Origin of the sequence: Halobacillus rhizosphaerae, assembly GCF_046719735.1 — a bacterium.
GTDB classification, from domain to species: Bacteria; Bacillota; Bacilli; order Bacillales; family Halobacillaceae; genus Halobacillus_B; species Halobacillus_B rhizosphaerae.
This window is the reverse complement of sequence record NZ_JAUTWQ010000001.1, coordinates 551885-573968: the sequence shown is the minus strand read 5'-3', so window position 1 is coordinate 573968 and position 22084 is coordinate 551885. Positions and strand designations below refer to the sequence as shown.

The following is a 22084-nucleotide window of genomic DNA, read 5'->3' as shown; positions in this document are numbered from 1 at the left end:
ATAGGACAATTATTAAGTAAAACCTGGAGATGGCGGACGAACCAGTCCTTAATAAAAATACAAAAAACCCGAACCTTGTAATAAACAAAGTTCGGGTTTCTAGTAGATCCAGACGCTATCTGGTATTGTTTTCTGAACCATTACCTCAGGCGGTTAAGAAATTGATTGGTTCGTTCCATCTTGGTGAATGTAAAAACTTGGTCTGGAGTACCTTGTTCAATGATTGTACCTTCATCCATAAAGATGACCTTATCAGCAGCTTCTTGTGCAAATGACATTTCATGAGTAACAACGACCATGGTCATTCCTTCATCCGCCAGTTCTTTCATAACATCCAGCACATCCCCTACAAGCTCAGGATCGAGTGCTGAGGTAGGCTCATCAAAAAGCATCACTTCTACCCCTGTCGCAAGCGCTCGAGCAATTCCTACCCGCTGCTGCTGTCCTCCGGATAACTGATGTGGATAAACATCCAGTTTATTTCCTAAACCGACTTTCTCCAGAATCGTAGTGGCTTGTTTCTTAGCTTTATCTTTTGGTATTTTTTGAACGGTTACAGGTCCTTCCATCACATTTTCCAATGCCGTTAAATGCGGAAAGAGGTTATGACTTTGAAACACCATTCCCGTTTGTTTTCTAAACTGAACTTTTTTCTTCTTTGTCAGTTTCTCATCAAAATTAATCGATTGATTGCCAATCGTAATTTCTCCTTTTTCGGGCTCTTCTAGTAAATTTAAAGTACGAAGCAGTGTAGTTTTCCCTGACCCTGAAGGGCCGATAACCACGACTACTTCTCCCTTATTTACAGCTAGATCTATTCCTTTTAGCACTTCTAAGTCTCCGAATCGTTTATGAAGATTAGTTACATGTATCATTGGTTCACCACTTCCTATGCCACGAATTGATCAAGTCTTGCTTCAACTTTACCTTGCAAGAAGGATAAAGCAATACAGATCACCCAGTATATGACCGCTGCTTCTGAGTAGACGAGCAGGAACTCATAATTCTGAGCAGCAATTTCCTGTGATTTTCTAAACATTTCAGTAAAGGTTATGGTTGAAGCAAGTGATGTATCTTTAATCAATCCGATAAAAGAATTTGCGAGTGGCGGGATAGAAACTCTTGAAGCCTGAGGCAGGATTACCCGCCTTAAGGCTTGAAGTTGTGTCATCCCAATGGATTGACCTGCTTCCCACTGCCCTTTTGGAATCGATAATATTGCCGCGCGAATAATTTCAGAATTATAGGCACCCATATTTAATGAAAAACCAATCCCAGCTGAGATGACAGGGTTAATCGTTACGCCAACGGACGGCAATCCATAGAAAATTATAAATAATTGTACGAGCAATGGTGTCCCTCTAATAATAGAAACGTAAAATCGTGCAAGTCCCTTTAAAATTTTCACCCCGGATAACCGCATCAAGGCGGTGATCACAGCAAGAATTAATCCAATAATAAAGGTCACAAGTGTTAATGGAATGGTATAATACAGTGCCCCTTTCAGCAAAGGCAGAAACGAATGGACCAAAATATCGAGATACCTCTCCTGCATGTCACTATTGGTTAATATATTACTTAGATACATCTTCACCAAACCATTTTTTAGCTATTTTTAAATAAGTGCCGTCATCTTTCATGTCCTTTAAGGCTTTGTTAGCTGCCTGGACAAGTTCTTCATTTCCCTGACGGAACAGGAGTCCGCTTTCAGAAGCTTCATCCTTACGAGCCGCAATTTTTACAGGTGCATCAGGACGCTGCTTTTTGTAATCTAATACAGAAAGACGATCATTGACTGTAGCTTCGATGCGGCCGGAGGCAAGCAGCTGCATAGCTGAATTAAAACCATCCACTTCCGTAATATCAGCACCATTCTCCCTGGCAATATCTGCATAGTTACTAGTCAAGGACTGAGCAGTTTTTACTCCTTTAAGATCGGAGAAATCTTTAATGGAAGAATTGTCTTTGTTGGTGACTACGACGGCAGAAGATTGAATATACGAATCAGAAAAAGCATATTTTTTCTTTCTGTCTTTCGTAATCCCTACTTCATTTGCCACCATGTCAAATCTTTTTGCGTTCAAACCAGCAAACATTGAATCCCATTTTGTTTCTTTAAAAACCGGCTTAACCCCGATACGATCTGCTACTTCACGGGCAATTTCAACATCAAACCCCGTCAAATCACCAGATTCATCATGGTAGGTATAGGGACGGTAAGTTCCCTCTGTTCCAATTAACAGCTTCCCGCTGTCTTTCACTTTTGCTAATGTGCTCTGCTCACTATTATCTGAGCTTGATGAATCACTGCTTCCGTCATTTTGGCTGGAAGAATCATCTCCACATGCAGATAAAAAGATTGCAATCATTAGTAATACAGCTAAACTTAACAGGCGTTTCATAAAGTCACGCTCCTTAATACATAGTAATTTGATGTGTTTTATTGCTTTTATGATATTAAAGCAGATGCATGGCTTTGTCAATTAAATGAATCTGTTCAAAAAACCACAGCTAGAAAAGCTGTGGTTTTAAACCTTCTAAAATTGATAGATTTTTTGATATTTTTCGGTAAGATAGTCAATTAAATATTGGGAATTCAATTCTTCACCTGTAACATCAGTTAAAATTTCTAATGGTTTTTTCATTTTACCAAATTGGTGAATGTTTTGAGTAAGCCATTCTTGTATTTGCTTGAAATCTCCAGCTTTAATGACTTCCTCCATAGAAATTTCTTCATTTAAGCGATTTGCAAATTGAGCTGCATACATATAACCGAGTGCATAAGAAGGAAAGTAGCCAAAATCTCCCCCCGCCCAATGAATATCCTGGAGGACTCCTTCCGCGTCGTTTTCCGGCTTAATCCCAAAATAGTCTTCCATCTTCTGATTCCATAAAGCTGGGAGATCTTTCACTTCTATTTCGCTATTGATCAAAGCCTTTTCCAATTCATAACGAACCATGATGTGCAGACAATAGGTTAATTCATCCGCTTCAATTCGAATAAAAGAAGGTTTAACTTCATTAACAGCTCTGTAAAATTCATCAAGAGGGAGTTCATTAAATCGATCAGGAGCATGGGATTTAAATAAATCATAGTGATTTTCCCAAAAAGATTCGCTTCTAGATACAAAGTTCTCCCAAAACAGCGATTGCGATTCATGGATCCCCATGGACGTTCCTGTGGCAAGGGGTGTAAAAGCAAGGTTTTCAGAAATGTTTTGTTCATACAGGGCATGGCCGCCTTCATGTATGGTTCCAAAAACTGCCGTCCTAAAATCTGCTTCATCGTATTTAGTAGTGACCCTGACATCATTCTTATTTAAGCCAATTGCAAACGGATGGACGGTTTCGTCTAGTCGCCCGGCATCAAAATCATATCCCATCCTTTTTAATATTTCTTCACTGAACGTTTCCTGTTGTGCCTTAGGAAAATGTCCCTGCAGGATGGTCGGATCCGGCTGGACGGGAGCCGTTTTAATTTTTTCCAAAAGTCCGGTGAGGGCTTTCCTAACTTTCGGAAAGACTTCATCTAGTTTGGCTACCGTTACACCTGGCTCGTAATTATGAAGAAGAGCGTCATAGATATTTCCTTCATATCCCCAGTACTTAGCAAATTTCTTATTGTACTCCACCAATTCTTCTAAATATGGACGGAAACTTTCAAAATCATTATTCGCTTTTGCTTCTCCCCACATTGCCTCGGCCTTTGACTGCAATGTCACATAAGCACGATATTCCTCTGTGGGAACCTTTGCTGTCCGCTCGTATTCTTCTTCAGCCTCTTCAACAGCTTTTGTAATAATGGGGTCGTCTGTATGGCCTTTTAGTGATTCTATGTAATGTTTCATCTCAGATGAAGTTTGAAGTTCATGAACCTTCTGAGAGAGGACTCCTAATACTTCTGATCGGTTGTCCATCCCTTTCTTTGGTGCTTTGGTTCTCATATCCCATGCCATTAAACCGATTGCTTCGCTATAGGAAGACTGTTCCTTAAGCAGATCCATAAATTTTTGCTCTATTGTCTTTTCCATAATCTCTCTCCTTTTAAGAAAGTAAGCAATTCTTATTTTCACTTTTTAGATTGCTCACCATTCAGTATATCATTTCCTCTGAAATCTAGTTGTACAAAGGAAAAATACACGTGACAGTGCACCATCCAATACCTTTATCTATCTACAGCGAAAACACAACAAGCCCGAACCCATATAAAGAAATGGTTCGGGCTTGTAGATATTACTATACTTTTTCCAGCTGATTCCTATAAAACTTACTTCTTCACATGCTTCCCGAAATATTGATAATAGTCGGTTTTAATAAATCCATTAAACAATTTACGCTTTTTCGTGGCTTTCTTCCCGTATAGCTCTTCAAACTTCTCATAGGAAGTTAAAATATAGACACTCCAAGACGGATAGTCTCTCATTATAGAGCCTAGATCACGGTAGAGCTGTTCAACTTCTTCCCTGTCTCCCATCCGTTCGCCGTAAGGAGGATTGGAGACGAGGTACCCATTGTCCTGCTTCGGTTTAAAGTCCGTCATCTGCATTTGTTTCCAAGTCACTAATTCTCCAAGACCAGCTTCGATGGCATTTTGTTTGGCTATATTAATGAGCTCAGGGTTTAAATCAGAACCGGTAATATTTAACGGCTGATCGTAGTTCGCTAAATCCTCTGCTTCCTGGAAGGCTTGATCCCAGTCGGTTTGCTGTATAAAACTCCATTCCTCTGAAGCAAAAGACCGGTTGAACCCAGGGGCAATGTTCTGACCGATTAATGCGGCTTCAATGGCGATGGTGCCAGAACCACAGAGTGGGTCAACAAATGGATGATCCGGGTGCCAGTTTGTCGTTTGAACAAGCGCTGCAGCTAAAGTTTCTTTTAAAGGGGCTTCCCCCTGGCCTACACGATAGCCTCTTTTATGAAGTCCGCTGCCAGATGTATCTATGGTTAAGAGCGCTTCATCTTTGTGGAGAGCGATTTCTACTCGATAAAACGCTCCTGTTTCTTTTAACCAGGACGCTATCCCATACTTTTTCTTTAACCGTTCCACAATGGCCTTTTTCACAATAGATTGGCAATCAGGAACACTATATAATTTCGATTTCACTGATTTTCCTACTACAGGGAATTCGCCCTCTTCTGTAATAAACTGCTCCCAAGGAAGTTCTTTCGTCTTTTCGAATAGTTCATCAAAGCTATATGCCTTAAACTTACCGACCAGAAGTTTTACACGATCCGCTGTTCTCAGCCATAAATTTGCCCGGGGAATGGCTGATGGTTCAGCTTTAAAGACAACTCTTCCATTTTCCACCTGAACATCTTCATATCCTAATGCTCGTACTTCTTTACCAACGATCGCTTCTAATCCCATCGCCGCAGTAGCAATGAGCGTTACTTTATTAGTCACTGTATGACCCTCCTTATGTATCAAAGAAAAAACCCTTCTAAAAAGCAACTGGCTTTTCAGAAGGGTGTTGAGTTTGTAAATAGACCTTTGAATACTCTGTAAGCCATGTTCTGTTCCATTGTACTGCAAACGGCGGTCAACCTCGTACTCCGGTGGTAATCATCTATCTGCCGTAAAAACGACCTCTAATCTGGTTGAATTCCCATTAAAGAGTGCCCCTACCTTAATTTGGGTTGCTCGCTCGCGGGGTTTACCTCGTTCCACCCAAAATATTTCTATTTTGGCTCCGTCACTGTGGCACTTTCAAAGTAGTCATACCTTATCCTCGAAAGGACGTAGGTACTTTTCCTGCCGTTAGCAATCAGCTACCCTGACTTATGATTTCGTCAGGCACGAACACTACAAACATCTCAGTTTGTGCGAGCATGGACTTTCCTCTGTATGATCTGGTCATACAGCGATTACCCGAGTATTCAAAAATAGATTTAATATCTCATCTGTACTACAAGCACAGACATTCATTCTACCAAAATAGAATTCATTTGTCACTGTAAACATTTGACTTACTCTACATATTTCTTTCCGAATACGGCTTTTTCTAAGTTAGATACGCGCTTCAAAATGTCATAATTAACTTGTCCATTTGAAGAAGCAGGCTGTTTAGGGCGGGAATTTGTATCTCGAACCGGCTGTTTTCTTAAGCGGTCATTCTCTTGCTGCAGTCTTTCCATTTCTTGTGTAAGAGTTTCATAATCCTGAATAATCAAATCCAAATATTCGTCAACTTCTTCTTGGTTATATCCGCGCATAGACGTTTTAAAATCTTTTTCAAGAATTTCTTTTCCCGTTAAATTTAAATTATTTTCACTCATTATCTCATCACCTCTGTTCACCACATTAGTTTTATTTTTTCAAAAGCTGGCGCAATTGTCAATTTTTCATTTAAAAAACGATAGAAAAGCTTTATTCACTCCAGTAATCAGGGTCCTGCATTCTCATCTCTTCTACGGTTTCCTCCAAATCCAGTGGAGTTATGTACAAGATCGAATAATGACGGCTGAGTTTCTTTGCCGCCTTCAGAAAGAAGTCCGGGCTGCCCTTGGTATCTTCATCGTATAATACTAAACAACCTTGGGAATGTTCAACTAAAAATTGGTCTTTAGCTTTAAATTGGTACGGCCCTTGATACTCCTTATTATAGACAGGCTGATAAAAATCGGCCATCATTGTTACTTCTTCATAGGCATGCTGCCATTCTTCCGGCCAGCGTTCCTGCTGATTTTCAAACGGTGGAATAACCCCTAATTGAATGAAATATTCTTCTTTCAGATCCATTATGACTTGGGCCGCCCATAATTCCACTCCCATCTGTCCTGAAATCAATACCCATTCCAATCCTTCTTCAATCATTGCGGCAACTCTCTTTTTTATCGCAGCTTTTACAAATACAATTTTCGGATCGTTATATTTAAATATTCCCATTTCAATCGGTTTATAACCTGTCACTACGATGGTCTTCATTTTCAAATCACTCTCCACTCTCTATTCTAAATGACTTCAAATCTTTTGGACAGAAAAAAAGAGCCGCTTCCTTATGTGAGCAGCTCTTTCTGTTCAATTAGAATTGAGGGCCCATCATCATTGACCCTTGACCTTGAGGAGCTTGCCCCGATCCGGGCATTTGCATTCCCTGAGGCATCTGCTGCATCCCTTGAGGCATTTGCATTCCCTGCGGCATCTGCTGCATTCCCTGAGGCATTTGCATTCCTTGTGGCATCTGCTGCATTCCCTGAGGCATTTGCATTCCTTGTGGCATCTGCTGCATTCCCTGAGGCATTTGCATTCCTTGTGGCATCTGCTGCATTCCCTGAGGCATTTGCATTCCTTGTGGCATCTGCTGCATTCCCTGAGGCATTTGCATTCCTTCAGGCATTTGCTGCATTCCCTGAGGCATGCCGCCCATCCAGTTAAATGGAGGCTCTTGCCCTTGAGGCATATTAAAATCCTGAACTTGATAGTTATCAGCCTGGGAAGCTGTAAAAGGGAACCAATGGATATTATTTAACTGATGATGATTTTGAAATAAGATATGAGTCGGGTGAACATAGTCCTGGTTTTCTACAAAGCAATTATCTACGACGCAATTCTGCGCTGGACAGATAATTGGGTCTCTGCGACACCCGCATGAGTCATTCATATGATGCATAAGAAACTTCCACTCCTTTTTTTTATTCCTTATCAGCCTATGTTAGGACAATAGTGGATGTACTAGGCGATATCATCAATCGAGGTAAATTCCCACTAAGGCAAAGGAGTGCAAGAACAAACCTAAAGGAGTCTCTGTAGCATTTTTATAGAAAATTGAAATTAGTAAGTTAGTTTCAGTCAAATTCTCTATTTAGATTAGATGAGTATAAAGAGAGAGACGATTAGTGTATTCCATTGGTTTAGTCACCTTTTGAACTTTCCCGCCCCGTCGTTTGCCATGAGAAATAGGATAAACTCAGGTAAATAAAGCGCCGTCTGTTCAAGTCCAATTATAACAATGCAGCGATTGAGTGTGAGTTTCCAGAGATTAAGAAGACCCGAACCAAAATATTGGTTCGGGTCTTCTTTTGTATGAAGTTCTTTCTCAGCACTTCTTAAGAATGAGTCCTATGTAGAAATCAGAGCTCTTCCTCAGGAAGATCAGAAGAAGTGAATGAAAATGGTAGAAGCTCCTCCATTGTTAAACTCTTCGTTTCCCCTTCTAAATTGGCAGTATGAATCATCATTTCCGGTTCGAAAAATTCACTCATAACCTGTCTGCATGATCCACAAGGAGGAACCGGCCGTTTAGTATCGGCAGCTACTGCAAGTACTTTAAACTGAGTATGACCATCAGAAATGGCTTTAAAAATTGCTACACGTTCAGCACAGCACGTAACAGGATAGGCCGCATTCTCAATATTACAACCCGTATATAATGTACCGTCTTCTGTGAGAAGGGCTGCACCTACGGGGAACTTTGAATAAGGGGTATAAGCTCGTTTTCTAATGTCTTTGGCTTGCTGGATTAACTGATCTATATTCATTCCTTAACCTCCCTTAGATTGGGAAGATAATTATAAAAGAATTATCTTTTTTTGTAAAGCGCTTTATAATGAATTCAGTGCCCACGAAGAAGGGGCTGATTACTTAATCATCAGCCCGATTTAAATCGTCGATTATCATATCCAGCACATAATGAGAGGATTGAAATAATTCTTTATATCTTTTCCTTTGTATATCCAAATAATAACTATGAAGAATAAGCATTTCTATATTTTCATGAGTGGATTTCACTTGATTGGGATGTACACGCGTTCCCCGATTCTTTACAAATATTTCTGCTTGCTCCATCCATCCATTATTTAATTCAAATAGGGGTGCTGTTTCCTTTTTAACTTTTTCAAAAAAACCAAGATCCTTCTTATCTACTGGTCCATCTGTAGTCAAATATAATTCGTGCAGACGATCAATCATTTGCTTGACTGCTACCGTTTCGTTCTTCAAAGTCATCATTACTCACACCTTTTTACCTAACCTTATCACGGAAGAATTATTCGGAGCAAAATTTAAACTAAACTTCTTCGTTTAGCTTGAAAAGCAGCTTTTTTCAAATATTCTTCCTGCTGATCCTTCTTCACTTTTTTCAATTCATCACGCAGATAAAAGACCTCATCCTTTAATTCATCAATTTCCTTCCGGTGGGAAACGGCCATAGTAAAGACAATCTCATCTGCTTTCAATGAAAGTCTTCGTTCTAATAATTGAAATTTCTCCTTCAAATGGAATAACTGTTCTTCAAATTCTTCGGGCTTGACGACTCGATTTTTCAACATCAAGATCCCCTCCTCAAGGTTGTTAATTATTCTTTCGTTGTTTCATGTATATCTCCTTCAAGCTTGACAAGACTAGAAGCAAAGTAACAAAACAAGTCAAAAAAATTCCACTTCGACAAAAGGAGAATAAATAATGCCTAAAAAGAAACAACCGAAAACAAAAAAACCAGCCCCAGCAAAAACCGATAATCCTAAATTAGCTGGTGAAGACCGTCCTGCCACTTAATTAAATGAAACCTGAAGCGAAGATTTAGACTTTGCTTCAGGTTTTTTTAATGACCCCCATAAATCTCTGTTAGGTACGAATAAATTAGGTAGTACTGGTATCCAACATAGAATTAAATATTGTTGTTCATTGGTAAACATACTATAATTAATTGAAACTTTCGCACCCTGATTTACGTTAATAAAAGGGATGATATATTATCCTTGGAGAGCTTTTTTTGATATGATACTCTCATGGCAATAGGGAGGAATGAAAGTGAATTACCCCAATGGGAAGCGGGCAGCCCGCGGGCAGGTCCATGCTAAAAAGAAAGCATCGCCAAATTTCAGCAACAGGGGCATGTCGCTTGAAGAAGATATTAACGTAACCAATGAATATTATTTAACGGCTGATATAGCTGTCGTCCACAAAAAGCCCACTCCCGTGCAAATCGTAAATGTTGATTATCCCAGGAGGAGTGCAGCAGTAATTAAAGAAGCTTATTTTAAACAGGCATCTACGACCGACTTTAATGGAGTTTTTCGAGGGCTGGCCATTGATTTTGAAGCGAAAGAAACGACTAGTAAAACTTCCTTTCCTTTAAGCAATGTCCATCAACACCAGATTGATCATATGAAAGCCATTCATCGTCACGGTGGAGTGTGCTTTATTATCATTAAATTTTCGCCGCTTGAAGAAGTGTATTATCTTCCGGGGCTGAAACTTTTTTCTTTCTGGGATGCCCAGGATCAAGGCGGCCGAAAATCAATCCCCTACGCTTATGTACGTGAAGAAGGTCACTTAATACCTTTCCACTATCAAGCACGAGTTGATTATGCCAGTGTCTTGGACAAGCTCTATTTCTGAATTGGAGGAAATGTAAATGGCAAATGATAGCCAGTCTCGTACAGCGAGAAGAAAACAAATGAAAAGTTCTAAAAAAGGAACGAAAAAACCAAAATTCAAGAAAATATTTATGACTCTGCTTACGATCGCCCTAGTACTCGTGATCGCAATTGGAGGACTATTCACTTACTATATTTCAACCGCTCCAAAGCTCGATGAATCGCAATTATCTACTCCTTATTCTTCCAAGGTTTATGACATGAATGACAAGCTGATTACTGACCTTGCAGGAGCAGAAAGGAGAACAAAAGTTTCTTATGACGACCTGCCTCCTGTTCTCGTTGATGCCGTTACGGCTACCGAGGATTCTCGATTCTTCAGTCATATTGGGATTGACTTCAGGAGAATTTTAGCAGCTATCTGGGCTAACGTTACCGGCGGTTTTGGAGCAGAAGGTGCCAGTACGATAACTCAGCAAGTAGTCAAGAAAACGTTTCTAACAGATAAGAAAACGTTAAAAAGAAAAGTTCAGGAGCAGTACCTGGCCATTAAATTGGACAAAGATTATTCAAAAGAACGTATTTTGGAAATGTATTTAAATAAAATCTATTACGGCTCAAGTGCTTACGGAGTAGCTGAAGCAGCAAAGACCTACTTCGGTGTTGAAGACTTAAGCAAACTGACGCTCCCACAGGCTGCCCTGCTTGCCGGCCTTCCCCAGCGTCCGTCCGGCTATGATCCGTTCCAGCACCCTGACTTAGCTAAAGATCGTATGAATACCGTATTAAGCCTGATGGTACAGCATAATAAAATTACTCAAGAAGAAGCAGATAAAGCACAAAAAACTAAAATTAAGGATATGCTCGTAAAACAGAAAAAAGAAAAAGACAATCCTTATCAAGCGTTTATAGATGAAGTAGAAAAAGAAGTAAAAGAAAAAATGGATGGTGCAGATATCTATAAAGACGGTTTGAAAATCTATACCACCCTTGACCCTAAAGCTCAGGAAACGGTTCAACAAGCTTTAAGCAGTAATAGTACAGTTGCCTGGCCTGACGATAAGTTACAATCTGCCATCGCTGTTACTGATACGCAGACAGGTGCTGTTCGTGCTATTGGAGGTCGCAGAAATTATAAAAAAGGGGATTATAATTTAGCTACAGACTTAAAAGGCAGACAGCCAGGCTCTACATTTAAGCCACTGACAGCTTACGGTCCTGCCATACAAAATGAAAAATGGTCTACGTATCACCAAATCAAAGACGAACCTATCGACATCAGCGGCTACCAGCCGGAAAACTACAACGGTCAATATTACGGCTGGGTCAGTGCAAGATACGCATTAAGCCGTTCGCTTAATATACCAGCGATCAAAACGTTGAATGAAAACGGCTTAGATAAAGCTCAGAAATTTGCTGAAGGATTAGGAATTAAATTTTCCAATGATAAAATAATGCTGTCTGACGCTATTGGCGGTTCCTCTACGAGCGTAACTCCAATGCAAATGTCAGCTGCATACGCTGCCTTTGGCAATGAAGGGGTATATAATAAGCCTTATACCGTGCGTAAAGTGGAAACTAACGGAGAAACTACGAATTTCAAGCCAAAACCTCATTCGGCAATGAACAGCTATACGGCATACATGATTACTTCCATGCTCAAGACTGTTATGTCAGAGGGTACGGGTACAAGAGCTAACATCTCCGGTCTCCCTGTAGCAGGAAAAACAGGGACGACAAACAGCGGGAAAGATATTACACCAGATTCCTGGTTTGATGGCTACACAACTAATTATTCCGTTTCCATTTGGACCGGTTATCCGGAAAATAACACGACAAACTTGTCAACTGAATCGCAGCATATCCCTCAGTTCTTGTTTAAGTCAATTATGAGCCAAATTTCTTCTGGGAAAGAAACGAAGGACTTTTCTAAACCAGATACCGTGAAATGGGTAGGAGTAGAAAAAGGCTCACAGCCTGCTAAATTACCTAGCAAATATACGCCGGACAGCCAAATCGTAACCGAGTTGTTCCATGTGGATAATATGCCTAGTAAAGTTTCCGAACAATTTCAGAAACTCGATCCTGTACAATCCTTATCCGCAAGTTATAGTGAAGAATCTAAATCCATCAATGTGAAATGGGACTATGGAGATACCAGTAAAGTTTCCTTTAAGGTTTCCGTTTCAGTAGATGGAAAAGAATCCAGAGATTTAACTACAACCAAGGATAAGAGTTTAGACGTTTCCAGTGTGGAACCGGGATCTAAGTACGAATTCACGGTTACAGCTGTAAGTGATGACGATTCAGCTCAAAGCAGTGATCCTTCCTCAACTGCAGTAGAGACACCAGCTGCTGCTGATGAGAAACCAGATAAGGATAACAATCCTGACGGTGATAACAATGATCAGCCTGGTGATAATGGAAATGAAAATAGTGATGGAGATCAGTCAGGTAATAACGATGGTGGTAATCAAAATGATAATCCATCTAATGATGACTCCACTAACGGTGATCAATCCGACAATTCTGATAACGGGTCCAGCAGTGATCAGGGCAATACAAATGAAAATAGCCCTCCTCCAGATGATGGAAGTTCAACCGATGGCTCGGGCACGGACTCTGGAACTGACAATGGCAGCAGTTCAGATAAAAAGCCGGCCAGTAACGATGGATCCACTGGTACTCAAGATACTCAGGAAAAGAATAAAGACAAGGCCGCTTAATTTAATTAATACGGATTGGTTTCAGGATTTATAAAAAGAGCCGCAAAAGGGAAATCCCTTTTGCGGCTCTTTTACTTAGTATCATGACGATTTCGCTATTATTTACTTTGCACCTCTGCCTTTTTCATTCTCTTTTTGCCTTCTCTGCATAAAGACAACAACGGACACTCGGGACATTGAGGACGTTGTGATTTACAATGATAACGCCCGAAAAAAATCATCCGATGATGAGATACACTCCACTCTTCTTCAGGAATTTTCTTCATCAAGGTCCGTTCTACTTCAAGTACTGAATCTTTCCATCTGCAGATTCCAAGTCGTTTTGAAACTCTCTCTACGTGCGTATCAACTGCTATGGCTGGAACTCCAAATGCTACGGAAGCCACTACATTTGCAGTCTTGCGCCCAACCCCTGCCAGACTTTCAAGTTCCTTCTTGGTCTCAGGCACTACACCATTAAATTTCTCTAAAAGAGTCGCTGAAAGTTTTTTAATATTTTTAGCTTTACTTCGATATAATCCAATTGATTTGATGTCTTGTTCCAGTTCTGCGGTTGAAACTGCAGTATAATCCTCCGGCCGTTTATATTTCTCAAACAACTGAGGGGTTACTTTATTAACCAGGACATCCGTTGCCTGGGCCGATAACACCACAGCCACTAGAAGCTCAAAGGGATTAGAATGGGTAAGTTCGCATTCTGCATCAGGAAACATTTCCTCAAATGCATCCAGACAGTAACGTATTTGTTTATTATTCAACATAGCTTTCCCCCTCTCTTCTAAGAGTCCTCCTCCAGCCAGTTATAATAAAGCGAAAGATCTCTTTTCTGCGAGGATTCTTCCTGGGGTGCCCGATTGCCCTTGCCCTGGCGGAATTGTTTCCCGTGCTGTCTTGCCTGATCCACGGTGTGAATTCCTTTACGCTTCCACTCTCTTAGAATTCGATCAATGTATTTAAAATTAAGTTTCCCCATCAGAACGGCTTCTCTTAACGCTGCTTTAATTAATGCCGGGGATTGATTTTCTTCATCTAGCCAAATATTAATATTCTCTATTTCAAAAGGAGAGAGCGGGCGCCCGAATTCCTGTTCAAACAGTGGAAAGATATTCTCATTAAATTCTTGTCCTTCTGGTTGAATGACAGGAGTATAGGTGAATAGTTTTTCCCAGAGAGGCTCTAAAGAATAACATTCCTTAAGAACCCCCTCCTCCTTATGCTCCTCTATCTTTAACAATTGCTTCTGCATTAAACTTCTTAAAGATTTAGAGCACTCCTGACTTGAGAATGATAAATACTGGGAAAGTTCCTCTGGAGTCGGAAAAGCGTTTCCTTCCAGGTAAAACCGATAGATCTGCATCGTAACCACTAGCTCTTTCTCCTCTATACCGAGTCTAAGATAATTCGTAAGAAGCTGCTTAGGAAATGTTATTTGATCAGATAAAATACTTTGAAAGCTTTGATACTTTGCCATTTGTGCTTCACCTCACTTATGAACATCTTGCTGTATTCGCACGTTGAACCTAAAAACACCGGCATCGTTCCAGCAGAACGAGCGGTGTTAATAGTCTAGCCTCTTATGGATATAAACGGTTAAGAAGACGAGGGAACGGAATAGTTTCACGTACGTGCTCTACCCCAGACAGCCAGGCAACCGTTCTTTCTAATCCTAGTCCAAAACCGGAATGCGGGACACTTCCGTATTCTCTAAGCTGTAAATACCATTGGTAAGCATCGCCCGTTAATCCGTGTGTCTCATAACGTTCTCTCATAAGCTCTAGATCATCTATCCGCTGAGAACCACCAATAATTTCTCCATATCCTTCTGGAGCAATTAAATCGGCACAAAGGACAACTTCCGGACGATTAGGATCCGGTTTCATATAGAATGCTTTAATATCAGCTGGATAATTAGTAATAAACACAGGTTTATCATAGCTTTCTGCAATTGCCGTTTCATGAGGAGCTCCAAAGTCTTCGCCCCATTCAATATCATCAAACCCCTTGTCCTTCAAAAGCTGAATAGCTTCATCATAACTGACTCTCGGGAAAGGAGCTTGAATTTTCTCAAGCTGTGTAGTGTCCCGTTCTAGTGTATCCAGTTCAATTTTACAATTTTTCAAAACGGACTGGGCAATATGGGAAACATATTGCTCCTGTACTTCCAAGCTTTCCTCATGATTCAGGAATGCCATTTCAGGTTCAATCATCCAAAACTCTATTAAATGACGACGAGTTTTAGATTTTTCTGCACGGAATGTAGGACCAAAGCTGAATACTTTACCAAAAGCCATAGCAGCGGCTTCCATATAAAGCTGTCCGCTTTGAGACAAATAAGCATCTTCTTCGAAATACTTCGTATGGAACAGCTCGGTAGTCCCTTCTGCTGAAGACCCTGTCAAAATAGGAGGATCAATTTTAACGTACCCTTTTTCATTGAAAAATTCGTAAGTCGCTCGAATGATTTCATTTCTTATTTTCATAACTGAATGCTGGCGTTTTGATCTCAGCCATAGATGGCGATGATCCATTAAGAACTCAGTTCCATGATTTTTAGGAGTGATTGGATAGTCTACAGCTTCGTGAATGAGTTCAAAATCACTTACTTGCATTTCAAATCCCAGTGGAGAACGTTCATCCTTAACGATTTCTCCAGTAACATAAAGGGAAGATTCCTGTGTGAGTGCTTTCGCCTGCTGAAATTTTTCCTCATCGATGTCTGCTTTAACGACAACCCCTTGCATAAACCCTGTTCCATCACGTAATTGAAGAAAAGCAATTTTACCACTGGAACGTTTATTAGCCAGCCAAGCCCCAATGGTCACTTCTTCCCCTACATGCTTTGATACTTCCGCAATCGTTGTTTTCACAATAATACCTCCAGCTATTCTTTTAATTGATGTTTATTTACGAACGTATGAATACGTTTAGCAGCTTCTTCTAATTGATCGAGCGATGTAGCGTAGGAAAGTCTTACATTATCCGGTGCTCCAAATCCTGCACCAGGCACTAAAGCAACTTTCTCTTCATCCAGAAGAGCTTCAACCCACGCTGTTACATTTTTAAATCCACACTGCTCAGATGCTTCTTTAACATTAGGAAACAGATAGAAAGCTCCGGACGGTTTTACACACTTCACTCCTGGAATTTCTGTTAACCACCCATACAATGCATTCAAACGTTCTTTAAAGGCTTCACGCATTTGAAATACTTGTTCTTCAGAAGATGTATAGGCAGCAAGAGCTGCGTATTGGGCAATAGATGTTGGATTTGATGTAGAATGAGAGGCCATATTTGTCATGGCCTTTATAATTTCTTTATTCCCAAGAGCGTAGCCAATCCTCCATCCCGTCATGGAATGAGATTTGGAAACTCCGTTAATGATCATTGTATTAGCGTAAAGCTCGTCGGACAGTTGCGCCATAGACACATGATCTTCTTCAGAGTAAATCAATTTCTCATAGATCTCATCTGATATAATCAGCAGATCATTCTCAAGACAGACCTCCCCTATTGCTTGAAGTTCTTCTCTAGAGTACATCATCCCTGTAGGATTGCTAGGTGAATTTATAATAACGGCTTTAGTTTTTGAAGTAATGGCTTGCTTCAAATCCCCGGGAGTGATTTTAAAATTATTTTCTTCACTTGCGGGTACAACCACCGGATTTCCTTCAGCGAGCTTAATTTGTTCCGGATAGCTGACCCAGTAGGGAGCAGGCACGATCACTTCGTCCCCTTTGTTCAAGAGCACTTGAAACAAAGTGAATAGCGCATGTTTGGCCCCTGTCGTCACAATTACCTGTTCGTTAGAGTAAGTTAAACCTTGATCTCTCTTCATTTTAGCCGTAATTGCGTTCTTTAATTCAGGTACACCGCCTGAAGGAGTGTATTTTGTCAGTCCTTCATCCATTGCACGTTTCGCTGCTTCTAGAATATTCTCTGGAGTATTAAAGTCAGGTTCTCCCGCTCCAAGTCCTATAACATCGTGACCCTCAGCTTTTAATGCTTTTGCCTTTGCCGTAATCGCAAGCGTACTGGATGGAGTAAGAGATTGTACACGTTTTGCTAATTCCATTATAGTCAGCACTCCTCTAATTAGTTTGATTGTTTAAATGCAAATCGCTGCTGAAATTTTTCACCATCAGGTAAATAATAATCAAACACATACCTATTCTTATCATCAATAAAAGTAAGCTCATAAACGGCTTGTTCTTCCTCATAGCCCATGCGGATGTCTTTAAAAGTACAAGAGCTGCAAGAAGCCAGCCACTCTTTTTTCAATTGATCTTTTGAAATCCTTTCTTTATCCGGTATCGAGGCAAGAATTTTTTTGCTTTTTACGTTTACTAACACTGTAAGTCCCTGGCTTTGACTGGTGCTGCCATGAACAATATGTACCGTCTCAGCGCCATTATAGAGCTCGACATTTTCAACACTAGCTAGATCTGTCTGCTGTATAGCGATCTTTGATGCTTGATCAAATTGACTTGTTTTATCATTTTCAATATGAACATACATCCAAATAATGAATGCACAAATGATCAGACCAATCACCATGACTATTAATAGCAGCCACTTAAGCCAGTTAGGTACGGTAGATTGTGAAGACTGCTGTATCATTGTCATCTTCATCCAACGCCAATCCAAACATAAGATTTTGTTCTTTCAATGTACGGTTCAGTGTATCCACTACTTTATATAAATCATCTGAGTGCTGGATACGTACCGTTGATAAAGTTTCAATTTTGTTAGTCATTCCCGAGTCCTCCAATGTGTTTCATATCCATGATGTGACTTTATATTCGTAGTTCATTATAACAGTTTCTGTCCGTTTTTTTACAGCCGCAATTGAATTTATAAAATTCCCGCTATTAGAGCCAAGTTTCTATTTGTTTAATAAGGGTTGAAGTCGATTGGTAAAAGACCGGCACGTCTGGTATCGAGGATATAAAATACTTTCCATACCTCGCTTCCATCAAGCGCTGGTCACACACAAATACGATCCCTCTGTCCTGACTGGATCGAATGAGCCGTCCAAACCCTTGTTTAAAACGGATAATCGCATTGGGTAGAGATCTTTCCATAAAGGAATTCACTCCCTGTTCTTTCATAAGATCATCACGGACGGATTGGACGGGCTGATCCGGCGGCTGAAAAGGCAGCCGGACAATCATCAGACAGGATAGATCATCACCAGGAATATCTACCCCTTCCCAGAACGAACTAGTTCCGAGTAAGATTGATTGATCAAAAGCTTGAAAATTCTTTTTTAAACGATCACGGCTGCCGCTTGAAACCCCTTGAGCAAATACCATAAACTCTTCGGGATCAATCACTTCTTTAAGCAGGAAATAGGTTTTCCTTAACATGTCATAAGAAGTAAACAGAACGAGCATTCTTCCTTTCGTCACGTGAGCAATGGAATAAATCGCTTCGCTGACTGAGAAAATAAACTCTTCGGGACTTGATTTAATACTAGGAAAGTCATCAGGTACCATCAGTTGGACTTGCTCCTTAAAGGGGTAAGGGGATGGAATAAGGGTTTCCTTCACTTCTCCTAGTTGTTCCAGTCCTAACGTTTCCCTAATGTAGTTGAATTGACCATCCGTGGTCAAAGTTGCACTCGTCAGAACCACACTCGCTTTCGCTGCAAATAGCTCGGTCTTAAGTAGTGCCGCAATATCCAGAGGTTCACTATACAGGTAGACGACGTTTGCCGTACCCTCGCTCTCAATTTCGATCCACTTCACTTGTTCTTCTGCCATTTTGAAAAAAGGCAGTAATTGATCAATCATTTGCTGACTGGCTGCTTTCTGCTTGTCCAATCGGGAAAGGACAATAGCTACGGAGGAGCTGTCATCCATATGAATCAGGGGGTTTAAATGCTCTGCCATTTGATCCATCCCACGGATTAAACGCTTTATACATGCTAAGAACCGATTGACCATTTCTTTCGCTGTTTTTACAAAACCCGGCAGAGGATTCTGATTGATTAAATACTGAACCCTGCCTATGTCACTTCTCGTCTTGTGCTTTCTATGGTGCTGTTTTACTTCTTGAAATAGATAACGTGAAAAAGTATTCAATTCATCCTTCGCCTCATCTATCCATTGTTTACATTTACTAGCTTGTGTGTAAAGCAACGGATCACTTACTGGAAGGTCCAGTCCCTGAATATGGAACAGTTCGTTAAACTGACTAAGTTGACGCTGCAATTCCATATAATTAAATTGCAAACCAAAATGTCTGCTGGCAACTGCTTCCAGATGATGAGCTTCATCTACCACGACTCGGTCATAAATTGGAAGGCGGTCCTCCGTACTCATAAGATCCATGCAGAACAAGGCATGGTTGGTAATGATAATATCTGCATGCTTCGCTTTTTCTTGAGCTAAATGGAAATAAGAAGAGTTCCCTGTATCTAATTGTACAGCTTTATTTGACTGCTCCGAAGAAACTTTATGCCAAAATTGGTCACCGCTTGAAGGCAGCTGTATTTCATCACCGTCTCCAGTTAGCGTTTCTGTTAACCAGACAAGAACCATAGCTTTAGTTAAAGATATATCATAATTATCCTGATCGGATCTGTCTAATTCATAGCTGAAATGAATCAAGCTGATATAATGACTTTTTCCTTTGTACAGTACAGCTCGCAGCTTCCTGCTGAAGAGCTGTTCCACTTTAGGAATTTCATCCTCTATCAGCTGCTTTTGCAAGCTGGTTGTGTGAGTAGTAATGACTACTTTTTCCTGGCGGCTGATCGCATAATAGGCCGCCCCGATCAAGTAAGCTGCAGATTTTCCTGTTCCTGCCCCTGCTTCTACAAGAGCATGCTCACTTCGATTGAAAGATTCATAAACAATTCTCGACATTTGTTCCTGCCCGGATCTAATTTCGTACTTCTCGAAAACTTGACTTAAACCTTCTTTATCATGATAAACACGTTCCAGCCATGGATCAAAATCCAGCATTTTTTCTTCCTGAACCAGCTCTACAGGAGGGATTTTTCTTACCGGAATACCATGCCATATTTGATAGTTCTCTTCAGAGTCTGCCGTATATCTATGATACTCAATGCTTTCTTCAATGAAAAAGCGCAGGTTGCTCTTTAACTTTGCTTCCACCTTTAATAGATGGGTAAGGGTACGCTCGGGAAGAAGCTTCATTTTATTAAGTAACAGCTCAAGCAAGTCGCTCGTGACTTGAGCGTCAGAAAGTGCGCGGTGAGGCTTGTCATGCCCAATATTAAACTGCTGGGCAAGCTGGCCAAGTTTAAAACTGGCGGCAGTTGGAAGCATCACTCTTGCAAGCTCGACGGTGTCAATCACTGGGTTATGTAATTTGGGTAAGCCGCAGCGGATAAATTCAGCATTAAGAAAACCCAAGTCAAATTCTATATTATGGGCTACCACAAAAGCATTATGAAATAATCGATGAACATCCTCAGCAATTTCTGAAAAAAGCGGAGCATTCAATACGTCTTCTTCTTCAATCCCTGTTAAAGATTGGATAAAAGGCGGAATGTCCCTCTCCGGATAAACTAAGGAGGAAAATTCTTCCACCACTTTTCCCGCGTTCATCACGACCACGCCGATCTCAATAATTCGATCCCCTTTGACCGAGGCGTTCCCGGTAGTTTCTAAATCTACAATTGCATAGGTAGTCATCTTCATCCCTCTTTCACACGGCACACTTTATAGCAAAAAGGAAGGACCTTGCCAGAAGACGGCTAAGATCCTTACTTCTACCGCTAAGCTATCCTCTTATAGAGGTAAAGCGGTTAATGGCGGCTCTTCCTCTACAATTTCTTGTACCTGGTTATGTTCACCCATAATGGCAATTTTCGGTTTGAAATCTGCAAGTTCTTCTTCCGTTAACATGGCGTAAGAAACAATAATGACCACATCATCCGGCTGAACGAGACGAGCAGCGGCACCATTTAAACACACAACACCGCTCCCTCTTTCTCCTGCAATAACGTAGGTCTCCAGTCTTGCCCCATTGTTATTATTTACAATTTGAACCTTTTCATGTGGGAGAATCCCCACCTGATCCAGCAGGTTCTGATCTATAGTAATACTTCCTACATAATTAAGATTGGCTTCTGTAACCGTTGCTCGGTGGATTTTTGCCTTCATCATGGTACGAAACATATGATATCCTCCTTGAACACTTATCCTTTTGAAATCGCACCCGTTTCATCAAATACAACATTATCAATCAGTCTTGCGTGTTGGAATTGAACTGCTGCCGCAAGAATAACCTGTCGATCTATTTTGTCTACTGGCTCGAGCTCTGGATAAGATAATAACTCAACGTAGTCTATTTTACCATGAGTTTTACTTTCTATAAACTTCATTGTTTCCTTTACAATGACGTCAATATCGTTCTCGCCTTCTTCAGCCAGCATTCTTCCTTTCTGAAGAGCTTGCTGAATAAAGGGAGCTTCTTCTCTCTCAAGGGCAGATAAATTTACATTTCTGCTGCTTTTGGCAAGACCATCCTTCTCTCTGACTGTCGACACGCTTTTTAATTCTACCGGAAAGTTAAAATCTTCGATAAGAGCATCGACTACAGCAACTTGCTGAGCATCCTTCATCCCGAAATATACACGATCCGGCCGGCATAAATTAAATAATTTTGCCAGAATGGTAACTACACCGTCAAAATGTCCCGGGCGGCTTCTCCCACATAAGACATCTGCTCGATTTACTACAGAAAGCTTTAAGGAGAGGGGGTGAGGATACATCGTTTCTTCAACAGGAAGAAAAACAATATCCACACCGTTCTCTTCGGCAATGGTCAGGTCTCTTTGCTCGTCCCGAGGGTACGCATCCAAATCTTCATCCGGACCGAATTGCAGCGGGTTCACAAATATACTAAGAATCACCTTATCATTCTGCTGGCGTGCTTGTTGTAATAAACTTAAGTGACCTTCGTGAAGATAACCCATGGTTGGTACAAAACCAATAGACTTACCTTCCTTTATTAATTCTGCAGCTAGCGCCTGCATTTCTGCGGTTTCTTTAATCACTTCCATA

At 40.7% G+C, this 22084-nt stretch carries 22 protein-coding genes and 1 other RNA gene; 2 read left to right on the top strand and 21 right to left on the bottom strand.

Annotated elements, in window-relative coordinates:
• Nucleotides 1-140: 140 nt before the first annotated feature.
• The 12 genes from Q7A53_RS03000 to Q7A53_RS02945 all read right to left on the bottom strand — a co-directional run bounded on the left by Q7A53_RS03000 (nucleotide 141) and on the right by Q7A53_RS02945 (nucleotide 9270).
• Nucleotides 141-875, bottom strand: coding sequence for an amino acid ABC transporter ATP-binding protein (locus Q7A53_RS03000; protein WP_411787621.1), 735 nt, complete (start codon nucleotides 873-875; stop codon nucleotides 141-143).
• Between the two features lie 14 nt (nucleotides 876-889).
• Nucleotides 890-1588, bottom strand: coding sequence for an amino acid ABC transporter permease (locus Q7A53_RS02995; protein WP_411787620.1), 699 nt, complete (start codon nucleotides 1586-1588; stop codon nucleotides 890-892).
• Complete coding sequence (locus Q7A53_RS02990) at nucleotides 1575-2402, bottom strand: amino acid ABC transporter substrate-binding protein (protein WP_411787619.1); 828 nt, start codon at nucleotides 2400-2402, stop codon at nucleotides 1575-1577. The genes Q7A53_RS02995 and Q7A53_RS02990 overlap by 14 nt, the downstream gene beginning before the upstream one ends.
• A gap of 135 nt (nucleotides 2403-2537) precedes the next feature.
• Complete coding sequence (locus Q7A53_RS02985; RefSeq protein WP_411787618.1) at nucleotides 2538-4031, bottom strand: carboxypeptidase M32; 1494 nt, start codon at nucleotides 4029-4031, stop codon at nucleotides 2538-2540.
• Between the two features lie 236 nt (nucleotides 4032-4267).
• Complete coding sequence (locus tag Q7A53_RS02980) at nucleotides 4268-5407, bottom strand: THUMP domain-containing class I SAM-dependent RNA methyltransferase (RefSeq protein WP_411787617.1); 1140 nt, start codon at nucleotides 5405-5407, stop codon at nucleotides 4268-4270.
• Between the two features lie 94 nt (nucleotides 5408-5501).
• Nucleotides 5502-5880, bottom strand: an RNA gene (gene rnpB, locus Q7A53_RS02975) — RNase P RNA component class B.
• 90 nt (nucleotides 5881-5970) lie between these two features.
• Entirely contained in the window at nucleotides 5971-6279 is a 309-nt protein-coding gene (gene gpsB / locus Q7A53_RS02970; protein WP_411787616.1) for a cell division regulator GpsB, read from the bottom strand.
• Nucleotides 6280-6370: 91 nt separating this feature from the next.
• Complete coding sequence (locus Q7A53_RS02965; RefSeq protein ID WP_411787615.1) at nucleotides 6371-6928, bottom strand: SLOG family protein; 558 nt, start codon at nucleotides 6926-6928, stop codon at nucleotides 6371-6373.
• Between the two features lie 97 nt (nucleotides 6929-7025).
• Nucleotides 7026-7613 (bottom strand): CotD family spore coat protein, encoded by a 588-nt coding sequence (locus Q7A53_RS02960; RefSeq protein ID WP_411787614.1) that lies wholly within the window; start codon nucleotides 7611-7613, stop codon nucleotides 7026-7028.
• Between the two features lie 460 nt (nucleotides 7614-8073).
• On the bottom strand, nucleotides 8074-8481 hold the full coding sequence (locus Q7A53_RS02955; protein WP_411787613.1) for a cytidine deaminase: 408 nt from the start codon (nucleotides 8479-8481) through the stop codon (nucleotides 8074-8076).
• Nucleotides 8482-8584: 103 nt separating this feature from the next.
• On the bottom strand, nucleotides 8585-8950 hold the full coding sequence (locus Q7A53_RS02950; RefSeq protein ID WP_411787612.1) for a DUF1798 family protein: 366 nt from the start codon (nucleotides 8948-8950) through the stop codon (nucleotides 8585-8587).
• 53 nt (nucleotides 8951-9003) lie between these two features.
• Nucleotides 9004-9270 carry a hypothetical protein gene (locus tag Q7A53_RS02945; RefSeq protein WP_411787611.1) on the bottom strand — a complete coding sequence of 89 codons (267 nt, stop codon included), beginning with the start codon at nucleotides 9268-9270 and terminating at the stop codon, nucleotides 9004-9006.
• A 481-nt stretch (nucleotides 9271-9751) separates the two neighbouring features.
• Here Q7A53_RS02945 and recU point away from each other — a divergent pair, with 481 nt between their 5' ends.
• Both recU and Q7A53_RS02935 read left to right on the top strand, forming a co-directional pair.
• Entirely contained in the window at nucleotides 9752-10342 is a 591-nt protein-coding gene (gene recU, locus Q7A53_RS02940; protein ID WP_411787610.1) for a Holliday junction resolvase RecU, read from the top strand.
• A 16-nt stretch (nucleotides 10343-10358) separates the two neighbouring features.
• A complete protein-coding gene (locus Q7A53_RS02935; RefSeq protein WP_411787609.1) occupies nucleotides 10359-13046 on the top strand; it encodes a PBP1A family penicillin-binding protein in 2688 nt (895 codons plus the stop codon).
• Between the two features lie 98 nt (nucleotides 13047-13144).
• Here the strand turns inward: Q7A53_RS02935 and nth are convergent, their stop codons facing one another.
• The 9 genes from nth to panC all read right to left on the bottom strand — a co-directional run bounded on the left by nth (nucleotide 13145) and on the right by panC (nucleotide 22083).
• Nucleotides 13145-13807 (bottom strand): endonuclease III, encoded by a 663-nt coding sequence (nth, locus tag Q7A53_RS02930; RefSeq protein WP_411787608.1) that lies wholly within the window; start codon nucleotides 13805-13807, stop codon nucleotides 13145-13147.
• Nucleotides 13808-13824: 17 nt separating this feature from the next.
• Nucleotides 13825-14517 (bottom strand): DnaD domain-containing protein, encoded by a 693-nt coding sequence (locus tag Q7A53_RS02925; protein ID WP_411787607.1) that lies wholly within the window; start codon nucleotides 14515-14517, stop codon nucleotides 13825-13827.
• 103 nt (nucleotides 14518-14620) lie between these two features.
• Nucleotides 14621-15913 (bottom strand): asparagine--tRNA ligase, encoded by a 1293-nt coding sequence (gene asnS / locus Q7A53_RS02920; RefSeq protein ID WP_411787606.1) that lies wholly within the window; start codon nucleotides 15911-15913, stop codon nucleotides 14621-14623.
• 14 nt (nucleotides 15914-15927) lie between these two features.
• Nucleotides 15928-17118, bottom strand: a complete 1191-nt coding sequence (locus Q7A53_RS02915; protein WP_411787605.1) for a pyridoxal phosphate-dependent aminotransferase — start codon at nucleotides 17116-17118, stop codon at nucleotides 15928-15930.
• 20 nt (nucleotides 17119-17138) lie between these two features.
• The gene (locus Q7A53_RS02910) at nucleotides 17139-17675 is read right to left on the bottom strand and encodes a cell wall elongation regulator TseB-like domain-containing protein (RefSeq protein ID WP_411787604.1); all 537 of its coding nucleotides are present in this window, start codon (nucleotides 17673-17675) and stop codon (nucleotides 17139-17141) included.
• Nucleotides 17629-17799 carry a YpmA family protein gene (locus Q7A53_RS02905; protein WP_411787603.1) on the bottom strand — a complete coding sequence of 57 codons (171 nt, stop codon included), beginning with the start codon at nucleotides 17797-17799 and terminating at the stop codon, nucleotides 17629-17631. The genes Q7A53_RS02910 and Q7A53_RS02905 overlap by 47 nt, the downstream gene beginning before the upstream one ends.
• A 115-nt stretch (nucleotides 17800-17914) precedes the next feature.
• A complete protein-coding gene (gene dinG, locus Q7A53_RS02900) occupies nucleotides 17915-20710 on the bottom strand; it encodes an ATP-dependent DNA helicase DinG (RefSeq protein WP_411787602.1) in 2796 nt (931 codons plus the stop codon).
• Nucleotides 20711-20806: 96 nt separating this feature from the next.
• Nucleotides 20807-21196 (bottom strand): aspartate 1-decarboxylase, encoded by a 390-nt coding sequence (gene panD, locus Q7A53_RS02895; protein ID WP_411787601.1) that lies wholly within the window; start codon nucleotides 21194-21196, stop codon nucleotides 20807-20809.
• Between the two features lie 20 nt (nucleotides 21197-21216).
• On the bottom strand, nucleotides 21217-22083 hold the full coding sequence (gene panC, locus Q7A53_RS02890) for a pantoate--beta-alanine ligase (protein ID WP_411787600.1): 867 nt from the start codon (nucleotides 22081-22083) through the stop codon (nucleotides 21217-21219).
• Between the last annotated feature and the right edge of the window lies 1 nt (nucleotide 22084).

What these genes read in the sequence shown, in the direction of transcription:
- Q7A53_RS02955 (WP_411787613.1), bottom strand. Translation starts at nt 8,481, where the DNA reads ATGAATATAGATCAGTTAATCCAGCAAGCCAAAGACATTAGAAAACGA.
- Q7A53_RS02935 (WP_411787609.1), top strand. Translation starts at nt 10,359, where the DNA reads ATGGCAAATGATAGCCAGTCTCGTACAGCGAGAAGAAAACAAATGAAA.
- Q7A53_RS02950 (WP_411787612.1), bottom strand. Translation starts at nt 8,950, where the DNA reads ATGATGACTTTGAAGAACGAAACGGTAGCAGTCAAGCAAATGATTGAT.
- Q7A53_RS02915 (WP_411787605.1), bottom strand. Translation starts at nt 17,118, where the DNA reads ATGGAATTAGCAAAACGTGTACAATCTCTTACTCCATCCAGTACGCTT.
- panC (WP_411787600.1), bottom strand. Translation starts at nt 22,083, where the DNA reads ATGGAAGTGATTAAAGAAACCGCAGAAATGCAGGCGCTAGCTGCAGAA.
- Q7A53_RS02945 (WP_411787611.1), bottom strand. Translation starts at nt 9,270, where the DNA reads ATGTTGAAAAATCGAGTCGTCAAGCCCGAAGAATTTGAAGAACAGTTA.
- nth (WP_411787608.1), bottom strand. Translation starts at nt 13,807, where the DNA reads ATGTTGAATAATAAACAAATACGTTACTGTCTGGATGCATTTGAGGAA.
- panD (WP_411787601.1), bottom strand. Translation starts at nt 21,196, where the DNA reads ATGTTTCGTACCATGATGAAGGCAAAAATCCACCGAGCAACGGTTACA.
- Q7A53_RS02990 (WP_411787619.1), bottom strand. Translation starts at nt 2,402, where the DNA reads ATGAAACGCCTGTTAAGTTTAGCTGTATTACTAATGATTGCAATCTTT.
- Q7A53_RS02925 (WP_411787607.1), bottom strand. Translation starts at nt 14,517, where the DNA reads ATGGCAAAGTATCAAAGCTTTCAAAGTATTTTATCTGATCAAATAACA.
- Q7A53_RS02985 (WP_411787618.1), bottom strand. Translation starts at nt 4,031, where the DNA reads ATGGAAAAGACAATAGAGCAAAAATTTATGGATCTGCTTAAGGAACAG.
- Q7A53_RS03000 (WP_411787621.1), bottom strand. Translation starts at nt 875, where the DNA reads ATGATACATGTAACTAATCTTCATAAACGATTCGGAGACTTAGAAGTG.
- Q7A53_RS02965 (WP_411787615.1), bottom strand. Translation starts at nt 6,928, where the DNA reads ATGAAGACCATCGTAGTGACAGGTTATAAACCGATTGAAATGGGAATA.
- Q7A53_RS02960 (WP_411787614.1), bottom strand. Translation starts at nt 7,613, where the DNA reads ATGCATCATATGAATGACTCATGCGGGTGTCGCAGAGACCCAATTATC.
- dinG (WP_411787602.1), bottom strand. Translation starts at nt 20,710, where the DNA reads ATGACTACCTATGCAATTGTAGATTTAGAAACTACCGGGAACGCCTCG.
- gpsB (WP_411787616.1), bottom strand. Translation starts at nt 6,279, where the DNA reads ATGAGTGAAAATAATTTAAATTTAACGGGAAAAGAAATTCTTGAAAAA.
- Q7A53_RS02910 (WP_411787604.1), bottom strand. Translation starts at nt 17,675, where the DNA reads ATGAAGATGACAATGATACAGCAGTCTTCACAATCTACCGTACCTAAC.
- Q7A53_RS02995 (WP_411787620.1), bottom strand. Translation starts at nt 1,588, where the DNA reads ATGTATCTAAGTAATATATTAACCAATAGTGACATGCAGGAGAGGTAT.
- Q7A53_RS02905 (WP_411787603.1), bottom strand. Translation starts at nt 17,799, where the DNA reads ATGACTAACAAAATTGAAACTTTATCAACGGTACGTATCCAGCACTCA.